This window comes from Nocardia sp. NPDC003979 (assembly GCF_053605015.1).
The window spans coordinates 86,315-104,757 of the sequence record NZ_JBSGIJ010000005.1; the positions used below are offsets into that span (position 1 = coordinate 86,315).

The following is an 18,443-nucleotide window of genomic DNA, read 5'->3' on the forward strand; positions in this document are numbered from 1 at the left end:
GGGTCGTGGTGCACGAGATCGGTGATGTGTTCGCCGGGTTCACCATCGAACGGATGCTCGGCCAGGGCGGTATGGGGACGGTGTATCTGGCCCGGCACCCGCGCCTGGACCGGTTGACCGCGTTGAAGCTGCTCAACCGGGATCTTTTCGCGGACGCGCGGATTCGGGCCAGGTTCGAGCGTGAAGCGGATCTGGCCGCGGCGCTGGATCATCCCGGCATCGTCACCGTGTTCGATCGGGGCGCCGAGGACGAACAGCTGTGGATCAGCATGCAGTACGTCGACGGGATCGACGCGGCCACCGTCGATCCGCGTACCCTGCCACCGCAGCGCGCGGTGCAGATCATCGAAGGTGTCGCCGACGCACTGGATTACGCGCACGGACACGGTGTGCTGCACCGGGACGTGAAACCGGCCAACATCTTGCTGGCACGATCCGGCGGCGGGCAGGGGGAGCGGGTGTTCCTCACCGACTTCGGGATCGCCCGCCTGCGCGCCGACTCCACCCACCTCACCCAGCAGGGCATGTTCACCGCCACCCTGGCCTACGCCTCGCCCGAACAGATGACCGGCGCCGAGCTCGACCACCGCTCCGACCAGTACTCCCTGGCCTGCACCCTGTACTGGCTGTTGACCGGCCTGGCGCCCTTCGACTCGCCCGACCCCAACGAGATCATCCGGGGCACTCTCTACGCACCCCCACCGCCACTCGCCTTGCGCCGAACGGGCCTACCTCCCGCCATGGACGCGGTTCTCGCCGCCGCCATGGCCAAACATCCCGCGGCCCGCTACGAGTCGTGCACCGCCTTCGCCAAGGCGGCCCGTCGGGCCCTCACCTCGTCCAAGCCGCCGGTTCTTCCTGCGTCGTACTCGCCGCAACCTGTCCCGGGGCAGCCGGCATCCATGCCGGCCCCTGGTTATGCGCCACCGTTACCCGCTGCCCCCCAACCGAATTGGCACCCGGCGGCACCTCCAGTGGCACCGGCCGGCCCGCCCGCCGGGCAGCCCTACGTCGGCCAGCCGCCGGTGCAGCCGCCTGTGGCTCAACCGCCGGTGCAGCAGGGTCTGGCCCCGCAGCCGCTTCCACAACAGCCTGGGATTCAACCGCCTGCACAGCAGCTCGCGCCTCAGCCTCCGCCGCCTCAATTGCTCGCGCCGCCTGTGTCTCACCAGCCTGCGGCCCAACCGTCGGCCCAGCGACCACCGGCTCAGTCTGTCGCGCAGCACCCTCCGGTCGAGTCACCAGCCCAGCCCGCTCAGCAGTCGGCGCCACCGCCGGGTGGTGCTCCGGGGGCAGCGAAAGCCGCTGCGGCAGACGGTTCGTCGTCGGTCGGCAGTGCAGTCGTGCCCGCCGAACCCGTCGCAGAGGAGGTGTCGAGCACCGCTGCGACCGATGTCCTCGGTATGCCGAACCAGGATCGCTCGGACTCCGAAAATGCCTCGGCACAAACGGAAGTCACTGCTGTTCCCGGCATGGCCGCGACCAGGCAGGACAGCGCACCGGGAGCAGCCGGTGGTGCGACGCACACGACGACCAGCGGTTCGGAAGCGGACTCGCCGGTCATCATGGCTGACGGAGGAAGTGCCGCCAGTTCGGCTGTGGAAGCTGCCGAGCCGGCGGCCCCGCGCGCAGAGACCGCCTGGGAGGAGGCGGCGGTGAGCGCGCGGTCGACGTCGACCGGAAGTGGAACCCCAGCGGTCGGCGGGGCGGAAGTCGGGAACGCACGCACGCACGTCGATATGCCGGACGGTTCAGCGGTTTCGGGTGCTGGGGAACACACCGCCGATGCCGAGTCGGACACCGACGCCGGCGCTGAAGAACTGCCCGATCGGGGCGATTCCGTTGCGCCGGATCTGAAAGACGAGTCGGATCAGGGTGCTTCCCCTGCCGGCGGCCCCATAACAGGTGCCGCGGCGGTGGACCGACCGTTTGCGCTCGGCGGCGTGCCGGGGTCGGACGGTGGTGAGAAGGTGGCGTCGCCCCCGGTTGCTGGGGAGGCGGCGCAGGGCGGAGAAGGCTCCGACGTCCCGGATTTCGGTGCGCACCGGGATGGTTCGGGTGGCGGTGAGCGCGGGCACGATGTCGGGGCGGTGCCTGCGCAGGCCGCGGCCACACCGGTCGCGTCTGCGGGGATGCCGATGCGACCGCCGGGGGGAGGGCCGGGAATGGGTGGTCCTGGGCGGCCTCCGCAAGGACGGCATCCTTGGCCGGTTCCCTATCGTCGGCAGTCGGCGGTGTCTCGGCCGGTGTCGGGGTTGCAGCGGCTCGGGTGGGTGGTGCTCGCGGCGCTGGTTGTCGTGTTGGTGACGGTGGTTCTGGCGCTGGTCGTGGTGGTTCTGCCGGACGGGGACGACGACGAGGGGGCCATCGGAGGTGTGGTGACGGGGCCGTCGAGTGCCGTGGCCGAGGCGACCGATTCGTTCCTGGCGAGCAGGCGGGTGTTCCCGACGCTGGTCCCGCAGGGCACCGGGATCGAGGGACAGGGGTATCGCGGGGCGAATTGTGTCGGGGTTCGGCAGGTGAGCGAATTGGAGTGGAAAGAGCCTGCGCTGCAGTGGAACCCGATCAGCGCGGGATGGCAGTGTGAGCGGGTGGAGAACGGGCTCGGCGCGGTGAGCTATCTCGTCCTCGAATACGCGAACTCCGCGCAGGCCCGCTCCGCCATGGACGCATTCCCCGCCGCCGTCCGCTTCGGGGCGGAGAAGGACGGTGTGCCGGTGACGGTGCGGCGCTGGGTGGTGCCCGATCCGGCCACCAGCCGCATGCAGACCGCGCACCAGGTGATCGGCTTCCCCGGCGACCCGGACCGCGACAACTATCTCGTCGTGGTGAGCCGCCGGGGCAGCAGCGGGACCGGCGGCGCACCGCGGCCCTCCGCCCAGGACGAGGTGATCGCCTGGTGGGCGGAGGTGCCGCTGTGACCTCAGTCGACGGCCAGCGCAGCGACGATCGGCATGCGCGACGCGCGCACCGCGGGCGGGATGGAGCCGAGTAGCGCCAGCCCCAGCGCGACGATGCCGTAGACGACGAGCAGCGGGCTCGGCGCGTAGGCGATGTCGATGGTCATGGCGTGCCCGATCGCCACGGTGCCCAGGTACTGGACCGCCGCACCGGTGACCATGCCGATCGCCGCACCGACGATCCCGATCCCCGCTGCCTCAGCGAGTACCGAGCGCAGCAGGAACTTGCGATTGGTGCCCATGGCGCGCAGCACACCGAGCTCGCGGCGGCGTTCGAGCACCGAAAGCATCAACGTGTTCAGCAATGCCACCGTGGCCACCAGCACCACGATCCACAGGATCATGGTGCTCATCGCCGCACCCTGCTCCACACTCGAGGAGATGGCCGCGACCTGGGCCGCACCGGTGTCGACGTGGATCTCCTCGGGCACCACCGCCCGCACCGCCGCGTGCACGGCGGCCGGATCGGCACCCGGTTCGAAGCGCACCGCGAGCACCGTCTCGCCGGGCCGCTGATACCACTCCCGCATCTGGTCCAGGCTCATCATCACCACGCCGGAGATAGCGGTGAAGTACGGAATCACTTGGAGCACAGTGGATTCACGCTCGCCAGAAGGGGTGGGCATGGTGATCTGATCGCCGACCTCGAGGTCCAGCGACCGGGCCACGTCGCGGGTGACGACCACGCCCTCCCCGCGCGCCATCCGGTCGATGACGGCCGGGTCGACGGCGCCGAGCCTGCTGTCCTCGACCCGCGGCGGGTAACCCTGCAGCATCACCCGCCCGCTGCCGATGGTCGCGAACGCCATCTGTCCCGGGCTCACATTGGCCACACCGGGCACCGCGGCGACCTTGTCCGACACGTCGGCGGGGAGCACGGGCCCGGTGGGGAACTGTTCGACCGGACTCGGACTCACGTACAGATCTGCTTCACCTAGACTCTGGAACGAGTCGGTCGCCGAATCGACCATGTTCTGCGACGCGCCACCGAGCGCGACGACCGCGGCTACCCCGATCGTCACCGTCATCGCCGTCGCCCACACGCGGCGCGGCGCACGTTCCAGTGTGGTCGCACCGAGCGCTCCGGGCGCACCGAACCAGCGGGCGATCGACCCGGCCGTCCGCACGATCGGCCCGGTCGCGGCGAAGCACAACACCACCGTCGCGGTGAACGACACGGTGATCGCCGCCAACGAGAGCCGGCCGAGATCGATGTAGGCCAACGCGACGGCCGCGCCGATGAGACCGATACCGCCGACCAGCGCGGCCCACCGCAGCCCGCGCCCCGCGGCGGCGACATCGCCCGACTCGACAGGGGCGAGCGCCTCGACCGGCGCGACCTGATACACCTGCCGGGCCGCGATCGCCGCGGCCAGCACGGTCGCGACCACACACGCGGCGATCGCGACGGGCACCGCGTAGTTCGGGACGAGGAACTCGGTGCGTGCCTCCACCGACTGCACCATCGCGGCAGGCAGCCGGTCGATGGAGAACCGGCCCATCACGGCACCGATCGCCGAACCGATCGCGCCACCGACGAGCCCGAGAATCGCCGCCTCCACGAGCAGATCACGCACCATCGGCCCACGCTGACCGCCGATCGCGCGCAGCAACGACAGCATCGGCCTGCGTTGTGCCACCGCCATACTCATCGCGTTGTAGATCAGGAACGCCGCCACGATGAGCGCTGCCGCCGAGGACATCAGCGTCGAGTACCGCATGATCTGGATGGCGCCACCCGCCTGCGCCGTCCGCAGGCTGGGTTCGGCGACCACGGCCCGTCCGTCGACCGCCGCGGTGAGCGCCGCGCGCAGCTCGGCGATATCGGTGCCGGGCTTCGCCATGATCTGCACCGAATCGAGCCTGCCGACGCGGTCGGTGAGGAACTGGGCCAGCGGCAGCGGCGCGGCGACGACGTGACCACCGTTGAGACGATCGGTGGCCGACTCGTCGAGCACAGCGGCGACCGTCGCGGTGCCGCCGCCGATCGGGATCGAGTCACCCTCGCGGTAACCCGTCGCCGCACCCACCAGCACGCCGCGCGGTGTGCTGACCAGCTTGGCCGTGTACTGCGACATGGGTCCGGTCAGATCGCCGCCGAGCGCGCTGATGTTCTGGTCGGCACCGATCAGCAGAGCCCGGTCGGGGCCCGCGCCGAGCGTGCTGCGCAGCATGGGAGCCGCCGTCGCCACACCGGGCGTGGCCGAAATAGCAGGCAGCAGAGACTGTTCGAACCCCGCGTCGGTGATACCGGTGATCTCGAGGACCGCATTGCCCGCGAGCCCCTTGGTGAGCCGGTCGACCGAACCGGTCACCGATCCGGAGATGCTCAGCACCGCGACGAGCAACGCCGCCGACACCGCCATCACCGCGGTCGACATGACGGTGCGCCCAGGGTGCCGGACGAGGTCACCGATATTGAACAGCCGCAACCGGTCCAGTGCCGCGATCATGCGCGCACCCGCGCGGGCACCTGGTCGTCGGCCCCGATCTGCCCGTCGCGCAACGTGATCACGCGATCGCAGTAGGCAACGGCACCCATGTCGTGGGTGACCATCACCACCGAATTGCCCTGCGCGGTGATGTCACCGAGCAGGCCGAGGATCGACTCACCGGTCTTGGAGTCCAGGTTGCCCGTCGGCTCGTCGGCCAGGATCAACGGCGGGTCCATGATGAGTGCGCGCGCCACCGCCACCCGCTGCATCTGTCCGCCCGAGAGCTCGGCGGGCCGGTGCTGCGCGCGGTCGCCGAGCCCGACGAGGTCGAGCAGTTCCAGCGCGCGCGGCTTGGCCTTGCGTAATCCGGTGCCGTCCAGCAGTTTCGGCACGGCCACGTTCTCCCAGGCCGACAGCGTGGGCAGCAGGTTGAAGAACTGGAAGACGAAACCGACCTGCTCGAGCCGGAACGCGGCCTGCCGGTCTTCGTCGAGATCACCGATCTCGGTGCCGCGGAAGCGAATCGAACCCTTGTCGGGCCGGTCGAGTGCGCCGAGCAGGTGCAGCAGGGTGGACTTGCCCGAACCGGACGGACCGATGATCGAGGTGAACTGCCCGGTCTCGATGCGCAAGCTCACGTCGTCGAGCGCGCGGACCTGCTGGTCACCTACGCGATACCGCTTGACGACGCCGGTCAATTCCAGCATCGGAGGTTGCGGCGTGCCGTTATCGGTCATGTGTTGTCCCCCAAGAGTATTCGGGTGGCGGGTGTCAGCGCGCCAGGGCGCGGTCGCGGGTAGTCTGCCCGATCGCGGTGTGCGCGTCGAGAAGAGCACGCAGCGCGGGCTGTTCGGCCGCGAGCTCGAGATACGCCTCGACCAGGGTTTTGCCGTCGAACTCGGCCTGCTCGACTTTGACGCGCAGGTGGTTGTCCCAGCGGTTCGCCAGCGCCCGGAGCAGGCCGTCGACGCCGCCGAAGAGACGGTCCAGATCCGGCAGACCGGCGAAGAGACCCGGGTCGTTCGGGTCGACCTGCGCCCTGGCGAGAACGGTGTGCACGATGTCGGTGCGTTGATGCAGCTCGGTCCAGGTCATGAACTTCACCTTCCGTGAGCGGGTGCAGCCAACGCTACGGAGCGCGACGCGGCTATTCGTCGTGCCGGAGACGCGACTTCTTCTCCTACCCAGGTAGGAGACGCGGACCGTTCCCGGGACGATGTCGCGGGCTGCCCAGGCGGCTAGCCTGACAGGATGGAGGTGATCGACACCGTTGCGGCACGGCGGCCGAGGCCGACGGCCCGGCTGCGCGCGGTGGCGCACCGGTTCACCGAGTCCGTGCGGACGCGGCTCGCCTCGTTGCCCTACGACTATCCGCCCGCCCTGATCGTGTCGGCCGACGTGGCATTGCTCGCGGTCACCGGCGCCGCGATCATCCAGCGCCACGAGTACTTCCCGACCGTGCTGCCGCTGCTCGCCATGTTCGCGGCGTTCCTGCCGGTCCCGCTGTACGCGCTGTTCGACATCAAGCCCTATCCCGTCCTGCTGAAGGCCAGCGGGCTGCTGGCCTGCGCGCTGTTCCTGCTGCAACCCGTCCCCGCCGACTTCGCCCCCTTCGTCCTCGTCGTCGTCGCGGGCGAGGTGGCCGCGGTGACGACCCGGGGCATGACGCTCGGTTTCACCCTGCTCGCGATCGCCGAACTGATCGCCTTCGACCTGGCCGGACACCTGGAGTGGGGTGGAGAACGGCTGGAAGGTCTGCCGATGTACGTGCTCGGCATCGTGCTCGGCACCTTCGTCGGGATGATGCTGCAGTACCAGCGCCGGTTCCTGTATCAGGAACGCGAGAACCAGGCCATCCGAGCCGGTCAGGCCGCCGACGAGGAACGACGCCGAATCGCGCGCGAAGTACACGACGTGATCGCGCACTCGCTCTCGATCACCCTGCTGCACCTCACCGCCGCGCGCCGCGCACTGCAAACCGACGAGGACGTCACCGAGGCGGTGGAGGCGCTCGTCGACGCGGAACGCCTCGGCCGCCAGGCCATGGCCGATATCCGTCGCACCGTCGGCATGCTCGACACCAGTCCCGCCCAGCCGAAGCCGGAACCCGGCGCCGCCGATATCGACGAACTGGTCGGTGACTTCCGGCGCGCGGGACTCACCGTCGATTACCAGCGCACCGGCGAGCTGTCGGTCGTCACCGGCGCGGTCGGCCACGCGCTGTACCGCATCGGGCAGGAATCGCTGGCCAATGTCGCCAAACACGCACCGGGTGCCGCGGCGACGGTGCGGCTGGACGTGACACCGGAACTCGCCGCCCTCGAGGTGCGCAACGCTCTGCCTCTCGGACCGCCACCACGCCTCGGCACCGGAATGGGCTTGCGCGGCATGCGCAAACGCACCGAACTGCTCGGCGGAACCATCAGGGCCGGAATCGACGACGACGGCTGGACCGTGCATGCCCAGTTTCCGCTGAAATCGGGCTCCTGCGGAACACTGTCCACCATGCTGCCCGGCTTGCTCCGGCCGAAAACCCAGGAGGACCAGTGACGGCCGCCGCGCCGATCGACAACCCCGTCTCCGTGCTCGTCGTCGACGACCAGGAACTGGTGCGCGGCGGACTGCGCCGCATCCTGCGCCGTCGCGACGGGTTCGTCGTCAGCGAATGCGCCGACGGTGACGAGGTGGCGGCCGCCGTCGCCGCCGAACGGCCCGACGTGGTGCTGATGGATCTGCGCATGAAACGGGTCGGCGGCATCGATGCGACCCGTTTGCTGCGCGCGCGGTCCGATGCGCCACCGGTCCTCGTCCTCACCACCTTCGACGACGACCAACTGTTGTCGGGCGCCCTGCGCGCGGGTGCGGCGGGCTTCCTCCTCAAGGACTCACCGGCCGAGGACCTCATCCGCGCCGTCCGCACCGTCGCGGCGGGCGGTGCCTGGCTCGATCCGTCGGTAACCGGCCGGGTGCTCACCGCCTACCGAACCGTGAAACACGCCGGTACCCGTACCGACCGCCGCCTCGGCGACCTCACCGCCCGCGAGTACGAGGTGCTCGAACTGATCGGACGCGGCCGGGTCAACGGCGAGATCGCCACCGAACTGGGCATCTCGGAAGTAACTGTGAAAAGCCATGTCGGGCACATATTCGGCAAGCTCGACCTGCGCGATCGCGCCGCCGCCATCGTGTTCGCGTTTGACCACGGCATAGTGACACCGGGAGAATCGTCGTTCTGAGACGCGGGTCCCACGGCCCGCAAGACGTGGGAGGCGGACGCCGGTGCAGGCACCTGGGTCACGGACGGGGAGCAGATTCGGCCCGTACGAGTTGCGGTCGATGCTGGGCAAAGGCGGTATGGGGGAGGTCTATGAGGCCTACGACACCGGCAAGGACCGGGTAGTCGCCCTGAAGTTGCTGGCCGCCGAACTCGCCCAGGACCCCGCCTACCAGGTCCGGTTCCGGCGCGAATCCCAGGCCGCGGCGAAACTGGCCGAACCGCACGTCATCCCGATCCACGACTGGGGCGTCATCGACGGGGTGCTGTTCATCGACATGCGACTGGTGCCCGGCACCGACCTGCGGAGCGTGTTGCGCGCCGGGGGGCCGCTGCACCCGGAACGCGCGGTCGCCGTGGTCGAGCAGATCGCCGCCGCCCTCGACGCCGCGCACGCGGGCGGGCTCGTGCACCGCGACGTGAAACCGGCCAACATCCTCGTCACCCCCGCCGACTTCGCCTACCTCGCCGACTTCGGCATCGCCCACACCGAGGGCGACAGCGCGCTCACCCAGGCCGGGATGGCCATGGGCTCCTACATCTACATGGCGCCCGAACGGTTCGACGCCGCCCCCATCTCGCACCGCGCCGACATCTACTCGCTGGCCTGCGTGCTGCACGAATGCCTCACCGGCGCATCCCCTTTCCCCAGTGCCAGCATGAGTGTGCTCATCCGCTCCCACCTGACCGAGGAACCGCCGCGCCCGAGCACCGTGATCGCCGGATTGCCCGCCGCGTTCGACGACGTGATCGCCGTCGGCATGGCGAAGGATCCCGCCGAGCGGTACCCGAGTGCCGGTGCGCTGGCGTCGGCCGCCAGGCAGGCCTTGGCGAGCGCACCCGGAGCAGGCCCGATCGTCGGCCGTGGGCCGGTCAATGCGCCCGGTCACGGGGTGCCCGCGGCGGCCGGATTCGGTAATGCCGCAGGTGGAATCATCGGTGGCGCCGCTGCGGCCGCGCCAGGAACCGGGGCGCGGGGCACCGATGCCGCCGCAAGACCAGGCACGGGCCGTGGCTCGAACGCGCCGCGTGAGCGGGACGACGAGGCACAGGAGCAGCCCAAACCGACGCCGACCGGGGAGTTCCGGGTGGTCGGCGCGGTGACCGCGACCGGCGGCATCGAGACCTCCCGCAGCCAGACATCCGCGACCGGCGCCCAGCCGACGCTCATCATCCGCCCGCCCGAAGCACGCACCGACACCGCGGGCTTCCACCGTGTTCCGGTCGAGGGCAGCGGCGAGGTGTCCATCCCCGCCGTCATCCAGCCCACCGGCCCCACCGAAATCCACCCCGCCGACACCTATTTCGCGCCCCTCCCGGCCGACGACGCCACCCCCGAACCGGTCGTCCCCACACCACCTCCCGCCTACACCCCCGACCAGGGCCTCCCGCGGATGCGCCCGTTCCCCGACGCCCACCTCTACGGCGACAACCAAGCAGGCGAAACCTCCTCGCCCGTACCGCAACCCAGCGCCCCGCACCCCGGTGGTCTGGCGTACGGCGGTGGTCGGCCGGGTGAAACTTCTTCGCCTGTCCCGCAACCGGGCGGTGTTCATCCCGGTGGTCTGGCGTACGGCGTCGGTCGACCAAGCGAAACTTCCTCGCCCTTCCCGCAACCCGGCGGCTCTCACCCCGGCGGTATCGCGTACGGCGGCGATCGCCCGGGTGATACTTCTTCGCCTGTCCCGCAACCCGGCGTCGCGAGGGGCTCTCATCCCGGTGGTCCCGCGTATGGCGGTGGTCTGCCGGGCGAGACCTCCTCGCCGGTCCCGCAACCCGGCGGCTCGCACCCCGGCGGTCCCGCATACGGCGGGGGTCGGCCCGGCGAAACCTCCTCGCCTGTGCCGCAATTCGGTGGTCCCGGCGACGCCAAGCGTGGCCCACTGGTGCCGCCACGCAGTGCCCCGACCCAGCGCTACTCCGGGGAGTACCCGGTGCCGGGTGGGCAGCCGCCCGCTGATTTCGGTTCCCGTCAGAGCCCGGGTGACCGTCCGGCCCCACCCGCCCGGCTGGTCTCCCCGCCGGCCCCCGGTGGCACCGGACCGAACCCGCTGGCCGGCACCGACCTGCCCGAGCGCAACCCCGGATTCGGTTCTCCCGCAGAACCTTTCGGTGTCGAGAACGGTCCGGAACCACGTCCGGGTCAGCCGTACGGGCCGCGACCGGGCGAGAGGGCGAACACGCCCGCGCCCGCGACTCAGAAGTTCGACGCGGATCGATTCGGCCCTGCTGCCGGGCAATTCGACGACGAGCGATTCCCGGGGCCTGGTCACGCACCGGATTCCCGGTCCGCTGGCGCAGCCAATCCGTTCGGTCCGTATGCGGCGGAGGCGAGTTCGGCGCACGGCGGTGATCGGTTCGGTCCGGACGGTGATGACCGGTTCCCGGCCGACGAGGACTCGGCTTCGCGGCGTCCCGATGCCTTCGGTCCGCCGACCGAGCAGTACGACCCACGGTCTGTCGACGACCAGCGAAAAGACCCGCCCCACGACCGTCGAGACCCGGCCCAGCCGGGCAGCGGCAACCACTTCGCCCCACCCACCGAGGTGTTCGGTCCGGAACATCGGCGGTCGGCGCCCACCGAGCACTACGGGCAGAACGATCAATTCAGCCCGCCCACCGAACAATTCGACCCGGCGAACATCGGTGACGAGCGGTCCGCGCAGACCCGGCACTACCCGGACGCCCAACGCTCCGCGCCCACCGAGCACTACCCCGGTGGCCCGGAGGTGCGCCGCTCCTCTCCGACCGAGCACTACGGGTTCGACGGGCCGGACTCGCAGCGCTCCCAGCCGACCGAGCATTACGGCTTCGACAGCCCGGACCCACAGCGCTCTCAGCCGACGGAGCATTACGGCTTCGACGACCCGGACCCGCAGCGTTCCCAGCCCACCCACCAATACCGTGGTGGCGCAGCGCCCTTCGGCGCGCACAATGCTGTCGACCCGGCGAATCCGTACAACGATCAGGCCGCCTACTCCCAGTACGACGACCAGCAGGCCTACGGCGACCACGCCTACCGCGACAACGACGGCCCCTACGGCCCCGAACCAGCCTATGCCCCGGAACCCGCCTGGTCCCAACAGGACTCGAACCGCCGATCCATGCTGCTGCCGATCCTCGTCGGCGTGCTCGCCGTCATCGTCGTCGCCATCGGCGGGGCGATCGGCTGGCGGCTGATGGCGGCCACCGACTCCACCGACACCGCGGGCGCGCCGTCGACCTCGCTGGTGCCCGCCGGACCGACCGGCACCACCGCACCACGGGCGACCACGGCCGCACCGACCACCTCGGCCGGCCCGGTCACCCTGCCCGCGGGGGCGCAACCGTGCGATTCCGGTTCGGACAGTGGCAGTTTCAGCAAGGCGGCGGTCGGCAACACCGTCACCAGCTGCCCGTTCGCGCAGGCGGTTCGCGAGGCGTACGCGGGCGGCGGCGCGAGCGGTGCCCGCGAGGTGGTGGCGACCAGCCCGGTGACCGGCCGCACCTACACGATGACGTGCACGCCCGCGGGCAAGCTCGTCACCTGCACCGGCGGCGAGAACGCGGTCGTCTACGTGTACTGACCACCGGCTTCGCACCACGCCGCGCCGACCTGCGGACGCAGATATGCGAATCGTTGCATACTGTCGGTATGGCTGATGACGACCAGTGGTACTACTGCCTCAAGCATCACAAGGCCGAGCAGGGCAAGTCCTGCTGGTACGGCGACCGGATGGGGCCGTACCCGGACCAGGCGACGGCCGAGCGGGCGCTCGAGATCGCGCGGGCACGCAACAAGGCCGCCGACGACGAAGACGACTAGACCCGGCCGGTTCGCCTACCGTCGTTCCGGCGACGACGAGCACCGCTCGTCACCGACTGATCGGCACACCTGATGAGCAGAGTCACCGCACGACGCAAGACCGTCCGGCTGTCACCGGCCGGGCGGGTCGAGCGCCCCGACACCCTCGCGGTCGAGGAACCACTCGAGATCAGGGTCGACGGGCAGTCGCTCTCGGTCACCATGCGGACACCGGGCAACGACATCGACCTGGTGCACGGCTTCCTGCTCGGTGAGAACGTCATCGGCACCGCCGACGACATCGTCACCGCCCGCTACTGCGCGGGCACCGACAGCGAGGGCCGCAACACCTACAACGTGCTCGACGTGCGGCTGCGCGATCCCGTGCCGCTACACCCGCGCAACCTCGTCACCACCGGCGGCTGCGGCCTGTGCGGCAAGAGCGCCCTCGACGAGGTCCGCACCCACACCCGCTTCCCGCTGCCGCCCGCGGTCCCGGCCGTCGACACCGAGGTGCTGACGCGGATGCCCGGCCTGCTGCGCGAAGGGCAGAAACTCTTCGACGCCACCGGCGGTCTGCACGCGGCTGGCCTGTTCACCACCGACGGCACCCTGCTCGCCCTGCGCGAGGACATCGGCAGGCACAACGCCGTCGACAAGGTGATCGGTTGGGCGGTGCGGGAGAACCGGATCCCGGCGCACGACCTGGTGCTCGTGGTGAGCAGCCGGGCCTCCTTCGAACTGGTCCAGAAGGCCGTGATGGCGGGCATCCCGATTCTGGCCGCGGTATCGGCGCCGAGTGCCCTCGCCGTCGACCTCGCCGTGGAGTCCGGATCGACGTTACTGGGATTCGTCCGTGGCGAATCGATGAACATCTACTCGGGTGAAAACCGTGTGACCTGACGGTTTACGGACGAAGTGGGCGTTGGGCCATACAGCCCAGTACGGTGTCGGACACGGCTACCCAGCACCGAAAGCCCGGGGGAGTTCACAAACGAAAATGCTTCACATCATGACGAACAACCGACGCCACCTGATACGGGTGGCGCTGTCAGCACTGCTGGGCGTTGCCGTATTGGTCACCGCGGGCTGTGGTTCCGACAGCAGCCCCGCCGCACCGCAGGTGACCACGAAGAGTCCGGCCACCTTGCCGGGCGGCCCGGTGACAGCCGAGGTCTCCGTCGCGGTGCCCGGCAGCCTGGCCGCCGACTTCGCCGATCTGCAACGCGGTCTGCGTGGCAGCGTGGGGATGGCGATCATGCCGGTCGCCGGGACCAAGATGGTCACCTTCGGCGACTGGACGACCGGCCCGGCCTGGTCGACGATCAAGGTGCCGCTCGCCATCGCGGTCTCGCGTCGCACCAGCGCCTACAACTCGTCGGTGAACGCCGCCATCACCGCCTCCGACAATGCCGCCGCCGACGCGCTGTGGTCGACCTTCGGCGACAACGCCGACGCGGCCGCCGCGGTGGAAGGGGTCCTGCGCGAAGGCGGCGACGCCACGACGACCGTGCCGACCGTGCGTACCCGCTCGGACGCCTCTATCTACGGCCAGGCCGAGTGGGCGCTGGCCGATCAGGTCCGGTTCGCCGCCCAGCTGCCGTGCCTGCCGCAGAGCGAGCGGGTGGTCGGTTTGATGCAGCAGATCGTCGTCAGCCACCGCTGGGGTCTCGGGGCATTCACCAGCGCCGAGTTCAAGGGCGGGTGGGGGCCGGATACGTCCGGAAAGTACCTGGTCCGTCAGTTCGGGCTGATCGATTCGCCCTCGGGCCGCATCGCGGTCGCCTTTGCGGCCAAACCCGATTCGGGCGCTTTCGCCGACGGTATGACCATGCTCGACAAGATGGCGACCCTGCTCTCGGGTCACCTCGACGAGCTCGCCGGAGGCCACTGCCCCTGATCCGCGCTGGTGGGGCAAGATGAACGCCATGCGCATCGGAGTCTTGACCGGAGGCGGAGACTGTCCAGGGCTGAACGCGGTGATCCGGGCGGTGGTCCGAACCGCGAACGGCCGCTACGGCGACGCGATCGTCGGGTTCCAGGACGGTTGGCGAGGCCTACTCGAGGACCGCAAGATCCGCATCCACAACGACGACCGCACCGACCGGCTGCTCACCAAGGGCGGCACCATGCTCGGTACCGCCCGCACCAACCCCGACGTGCTGCGCGCCGGGCTGCCACGCATCCAGCAGACCCTCGACGACAACGGCATCGAGGCCCTGATCCCGATCGGCGGCGAAGGCACCCTCACCGCGGCCAGCTGGCTGGCCGAGGAGGGTGTGCCGGTGGTCGGCGTGCCCAAGACCATCGACAACGACATCGACTGCACCGATGTCACCTTCGGCCACGACACGGCGTTGTCGATCGCCACCGAGGCCATCGACCGCCTGCACACCACCGCCGAATCGCATCAGCGGGTGATGCTCGTCGAGGTGATGGGACGGCACGCGGGCTGGATCGCGCTGAACTCCGGCATCGCCGCGGGCGCGCACCTGACGCTGGTGCCCGAGGAACCCTTCGATGTCGCGCAGGTGTGCGCGATGATCAAGTCCCGCTTCCAGCGCGGCGAGAAGAGCTTCATCTGTGTCGTCGCCGAAGGTGCCCACCCCGCACCGGATTCCGGGTTCACGCTGCGTGAAGGCGGAATCGACGAATTCGGGCACGAGCGGTTCACCGGTGTCGCGCAGCAGTTGGGGTCCGAGATCGAGCGCCGGATCGGCAAAGAAGTGCGCACCACGGTGCTCGGCCACGTCCAGCGCGGCGGCAGCCCCACACCTTACGACCGGATCCTGGCCACCCGCTTCGGCGTGCACGCGGCAGAGGCCGTGCACGCCGGACATTTCGGGATGATGGTCGCCCTGCACGGTACGACCATCGGTCTGGTCCCGCTGTCGGAGGCGACCAAGCAGCTCAAACGGGTTCCGGCCGAACGGCTCAGCGAGGCGCAGGCCTTCTTCGGCTGAGGGCTGCCTGGCGAGGCGTTGCGTGGACTTGTCGGTGGGCGTCGGTACCGTGGTTCCATGCGCACCGGTCGAGTGTTCGTTTCGGTTCTTGCAGTCCTCACCGCCCTGGTCGGCGGATGCTCCGGGTCCACACCGGATTCCGGGGAGACCACCGTGCACGGCAACTGGAACGGCGCGATCGAGGTGCCGGGGCAGCCGATTCCGATCGGGGTGAGTTTCGCCGAAGACGGTTCGGCCACCCTCGACATCCCCATCCAGGGTCTGCGTGAGGCGCCGCTGAAAGACGTTGTCGCCGAGCCGGACAAGGTCGAGTTCGCGCTCCCCGACGCGCCGGGTGCCCCGCGGTTCCGCGGCAAGCTCGAGGGGGAGCAGATCACCGGTGACTGGTCGCAATCGGGCCAGTCGGCGCCACTCACGCTGCGGCGCGGCAAGATCGAGAACGTCGCCCGTCCGCAGGACCCGAAGCCGCCGTTCCCTTACCGCAGCGAGGACGTCACCTATCGCAGCGGCGACATCACCATCGCGGGCACGCTCACCGAACCCGAAGGGCCAGGCCCGTTCCCGGCGGTGCTGATGATCACCGGCAGCGGCCCGCAGGACCGCAACGAGGAACTGCTCGGGCACCGCCCGTTCCTGGTGCTCGCCGACACCCTCACCCGCGCGGGCTACGCCGTGCTGCGCACCGACGACCGCGGCGTCGGCGGAACCGGCGGCAAGCTCGACGACGCCACCTACGACACCCTCGCCGGCGACGCCGCGGCCGGTGTGGCGTTCCTGCGCGAGCGGCCCGAGATCGACGACGCGAAGGTCGGCCTGTTCGGCCACAGCGAGGGCGGCTACCTCGCACCGCTGGTCGCGGCAAGACCAGGAAGCGATATCGCGTTCGCGATCCTGATGGCCGGCCCATCGGTGCCGGGTGCCGACGTGCTGATCGAACAGAACAAGGTCATCATGGCCGCCTCGGGTGCGCCACCGGACAAGATCGATCAGCAGGTCGACTACCTCACGACATGGACCGCGATGCTGCGCGCCGGTGACCTCGAGGGCGCCCGGGCGTACTCACAGCAGCACAACGATTCCTTACCCGAGAACGAGCGCGCACCGAAGGAAGCGGTCGATTCGTTCAACACCCCCTACATGACGTCCTTCATGACCTTCGACCCGCAACCGTCGCTGCGCGCGCTGCGCGTGCCGGTGCTCGCCTTCTTCGGGGGCAAGGACTTGCAGGTTCCCGCCACCCAGAGCGAGGGCCCCATGCGCGAGGCGCTGGCGGGCGCGCCCGACCCGACGGTGCACACCTTCCCCGGCCTCAACCACCTGATGCAGCCCACCGAAACCGGTAACCCCAGCGAATACTCGAGCATCGAGACCACCATCGATCCGGCCGTTCTCACCTATGTCACCGACTGGCTCAGCCGCCGTGTCCCGCCGCGCTAGGACCACCGGCCGCCGCCGTGAGCGGCTTACATAGACTGCTAGGCATGAGCGCACCCACGGTCGAGTTGATGGATTACGCCGATGTCATCTCCCGGTACGAGCCGGTGCTCGGCATGGAGGTCCACGTCGAGTTGTCCACGGCGACCAAGATGTTCTGCGGCTGCCCCACCGAGTTCGGCGCCGAACCCAATACCCAGGTGTGCCCGGTGTGCCTCGGGCTGCCCGGCTCGCTGCCGGTCGTGAACGAGAAGGCCGTCGAGTCGGCCATCCGCATCGGCCTGGCGCTGAACTGTTCCATCACCCCGTGGGGCAGGTTCGCGCGCAAGAACTACTTCTACCCGGACCAGCCGAAGAACTACCAGATCAGCCAGTACGACGAGCCCATCGCCACCGACGGCTTCCTCGACGTGGTGCTCGACGACGGCAGCACCTTCCGCGTCGACATCGAGCGCGCCCACATGGAAGAAGACACCGGCAAGTCGCTGCACGTGGGCGGTGCCACCGGCCGCATCCACGGCGCGAGCCACTCGCTGCTCGACTTCAACCGGGCGGGTGTGCCGCTGATCGAGATCGTCACCAAGCCGATCACCGGCGCGGGCGAACGCGCGCCCGAGGTGGCCCGCGCCTATGTCACCGCGCTGCGCGAGGTGCTGCGCGCGCTCAACGTCTCGGACGTGAAGATGGAGCAGGGCTCGCTGCGTTGCGACGCCAACGTGTCGCTGATGGCGATCGGCGCGAAGGAGTTCGGTACCCGCACCGAGACCAAGAACGTGAACTCGCTCAAGAGCGTCGAGGTCGCGGTGCGCTACGAGATGCGCCGCCAGGCCGCCGTGCTCACCGCGGGCGGGGAGATCGTGCAGGAGACCCGCCACTTCAACGAGGCCGACGGGTCCACGTCGGCGGGTCGGCGCAAGGAGACGGCCGAGGACTATCGCTACTTCCCCGAACCCGACCTCGAGCCCGTCGCCCCGGCCGCCGAGTGGATCGAGGAGCTGCGCGCCACCATCCCCGAGTACCCGTGGCTCGTTCGCGCGCGCATCCAGGCCGATTGGGGCCTGTCCGACGAGGTGATGCGCGACCTGGTGAACGCGGGTGCCCTCGACCTCATCATCGCCACCGTCGAGGCGGGTGCCCCCGCCAACGAGGCCCGCTCCTGGTGGGTCGCCTACCTCACCGAGAAGGCCAAGGAACGCGAGGTCGCCCTGGTCGATCTGCCGATCACCCCCGCGCAGGTGGCGGCGGTCATCGCCCTGGTCGAGGCGAAGACGGTGAACAACAAGGTCGCCAAGCAGGTCGTCGACTTCGTGCTGGCCGGCGAGGGCGAACCCGCCCAGATCGTCGAGGCCAAGGGTCTCGGCATGGTCAGCGACGACACCGCCCTGCAGGCCGAGGTCGAAAAGGCCCTCGCCGCCAACCCCGATATCGCCGACAAGATCCGCTCGGGCAAGGTCCAGGCGGCGGGCAAGATCGTCGGCGACGTCATGAAGGCCACCCGTGGCCAGGCCGACGCCGCGCGCGTCCGCGACCTGGTTATCGCGGCCTGTAGCTGAGAAACGAAGCAGCCCAACTGTTCTCGCCCGGTCGGGGGAG

13 protein-coding genes are annotated in these 18,443 nt (G+C 69.7%); 10 read left to right on the top strand and 3 right to left on the bottom strand.

Features of this window, described 5'->3' with window-relative positions; genetic code table 11:
- Positions 1-8 precede the first annotated feature (8 nt).
- Positions 9-2,921 (top strand): protein kinase domain-containing protein, encoded by a 2,913-nt coding sequence (locus ACWEVR_RS12840; protein WP_452467090.1) that lies wholly within the window; start codon positions 9-11, stop codon positions 2,919-2,921.
- 2 nt (positions 2,922-2,923) lie between these two features.
- Here the strand turns inward: ACWEVR_RS12840 and ACWEVR_RS12845 are convergent, their stop codons facing one another.
- From ACWEVR_RS12845 to ACWEVR_RS12855, 3 genes are read right to left on the bottom strand one after another with little or no spacing between them, the layout of a single operon-like run.
- Positions 2,924-5,413, bottom strand: coding sequence for an FtsX-like permease family protein (locus ACWEVR_RS12845; protein WP_452467091.1), 2,490 nt, complete (start codon positions 5,411-5,413; stop codon positions 2,924-2,926).
- Complete coding sequence (locus tag ACWEVR_RS12850; protein ID WP_452467092.1) at positions 5,410-6,132, bottom strand: ABC transporter ATP-binding protein; 723 nt, start codon at positions 6,130-6,132, stop codon at positions 5,410-5,412. Before ACWEVR_RS12850 ends, ACWEVR_RS12845 begins: the two co-directional genes overlap by 4 nt.
- A 34-nt stretch (positions 6,133-6,166) precedes the next feature.
- On the bottom strand, positions 6,167-6,490 hold the full coding sequence (locus ACWEVR_RS12855) for a hypothetical protein (protein WP_067493456.1): 324 nt from the start codon (positions 6,488-6,490) through the stop codon (positions 6,167-6,169).
- Between the two features lie 156 nt (positions 6,491-6,646).
- On the opposite strand from ACWEVR_RS12855, the gene ACWEVR_RS12860 reads away from it, so the two are divergent.
- From ACWEVR_RS12860 to gatB, 9 genes are all read left to right on the top strand, one after another.
- Positions 6,647-7,945, top strand: a complete 1,299-nt coding sequence (locus ACWEVR_RS12860) for a sensor histidine kinase (protein ID WP_084476578.1) — start codon at positions 6,647-6,649, stop codon at positions 7,943-7,945.
- Positions 7,942-8,631 (top strand): response regulator transcription factor, encoded by a 690-nt coding sequence (locus ACWEVR_RS12865; RefSeq protein WP_357150499.1) that lies wholly within the window; start codon positions 7,942-7,944, stop codon positions 8,629-8,631. The genes ACWEVR_RS12860 and ACWEVR_RS12865 overlap by 4 nt, the downstream gene beginning before the upstream one ends.
- Positions 8,632-8,731: 100 nt before the next feature.
- On the top strand, positions 8,732-12,235 hold the full coding sequence (locus tag ACWEVR_RS12870; RefSeq protein WP_452467093.1) for a protein kinase domain-containing protein: 3,504 nt from the start codon (positions 8,732-8,734) through the stop codon (positions 12,233-12,235).
- Between the two features lie 68 nt (positions 12,236-12,303).
- Positions 12,304-12,474 carry a hypothetical protein gene (locus ACWEVR_RS12875; protein WP_166655716.1) on the top strand — a complete coding sequence of 57 codons (171 nt, stop codon included), beginning with the start codon at positions 12,304-12,306 and terminating at the stop codon, positions 12,472-12,474.
- A gap of 72 nt (positions 12,475-12,546) precedes the next feature.
- Positions 12,547-13,356 (top strand): formate dehydrogenase accessory sulfurtransferase FdhD, encoded by an 810-nt coding sequence (gene fdhD, locus ACWEVR_RS12880; RefSeq protein WP_452467094.1) that lies wholly within the window; start codon positions 12,547-12,549, stop codon positions 13,354-13,356.
- Between the two features lie 109 nt (positions 13,357-13,465).
- On the top strand, positions 13,466-14,353 hold the full coding sequence (locus tag ACWEVR_RS12885; protein ID WP_452467095.1) for a hypothetical protein: 888 nt from the start codon (positions 13,466-13,468) through the stop codon (positions 14,351-14,353).
- 28 nt (positions 14,354-14,381) lie between these two features.
- The gene (locus ACWEVR_RS12890; RefSeq protein WP_067493464.1) at positions 14,382-15,416 is read left to right on the top strand and encodes an ATP-dependent 6-phosphofructokinase; all 1,035 of its coding nucleotides are present in this window, start codon (positions 14,382-14,384) and stop codon (positions 15,414-15,416) included.
- Positions 15,417-15,473: 57 nt separating this feature from the next.
- A complete protein-coding gene (locus tag ACWEVR_RS12895; RefSeq protein WP_452467096.1) occupies positions 15,474-16,853 on the top strand; it encodes an alpha/beta hydrolase family protein in 1,380 nt (459 codons plus the stop codon).
- 44 nt (positions 16,854-16,897) lie between these two features.
- Positions 16,898-18,403 (top strand): Asp-tRNA(Asn)/Glu-tRNA(Gln) amidotransferase subunit GatB, encoded by a 1,506-nt coding sequence (gene gatB, locus ACWEVR_RS12900; protein WP_452467097.1) that lies wholly within the window; start codon positions 16,898-16,900, stop codon positions 18,401-18,403.
- Positions 18,404-18,443 lie beyond the last annotated feature (40 nt).

Excerpts from the sequence above, each read along its gene's own strand:
- ACWEVR_RS12895 (WP_452467096.1), top strand. The coding sequence starts at position 15,474 with ATGCGCACCGGTCGAGTGTTCGTTTCGGTTCTTGCAGTCCTCACCGCC.
- gatB (WP_452467097.1), top strand. The coding sequence starts at position 16,898 with ATGAGCGCACCCACGGTCGAGTTGATGGATTACGCCGATGTCATCTCC.
- ACWEVR_RS12870 (WP_452467093.1), top strand. The coding sequence starts at position 8,732 with ATGCTGGGCAAAGGCGGTATGGGGGAGGTCTATGAGGCCTACGACACC.
- ACWEVR_RS12845 (WP_452467091.1), bottom strand. The coding sequence starts at position 5,413 with ATGATCGCGGCACTGGACCGGTTGCGGCTGTTCAATATCGGTGACCTC.
- ACWEVR_RS12850 (WP_452467092.1), bottom strand. The coding sequence starts at position 6,132 with ATGACCGATAACGGCACGCCGCAACCTCCGATGCTGGAATTGACCGGC.
- ACWEVR_RS12890 (WP_067493464.1), top strand. The coding sequence starts at position 14,382 with ATGCGCATCGGAGTCTTGACCGGAGGCGGAGACTGTCCAGGGCTGAAC.
- ACWEVR_RS12875 (WP_166655716.1), top strand. The coding sequence starts at position 12,304 with ATGGCTGATGACGACCAGTGGTACTACTGCCTCAAGCATCACAAGGCC.
- ACWEVR_RS12885 (WP_452467095.1), top strand. The coding sequence starts at position 13,466 with ATGACGAACAACCGACGCCACCTGATACGGGTGGCGCTGTCAGCACTG.
- fdhD (WP_452467094.1), top strand. The coding sequence starts at position 12,547 with ATGAGCAGAGTCACCGCACGACGCAAGACCGTCCGGCTGTCACCGGCC.
- ACWEVR_RS12855 (WP_067493456.1), bottom strand. The coding sequence starts at position 6,490 with ATGACCTGGACCGAGCTGCATCAACGCACCGACATCGTGCACACCGTT.
- ACWEVR_RS12860 (WP_084476578.1), top strand. The coding sequence starts at position 6,647 with ATGGAGGTGATCGACACCGTTGCGGCACGGCGGCCGAGGCCGACGGCC.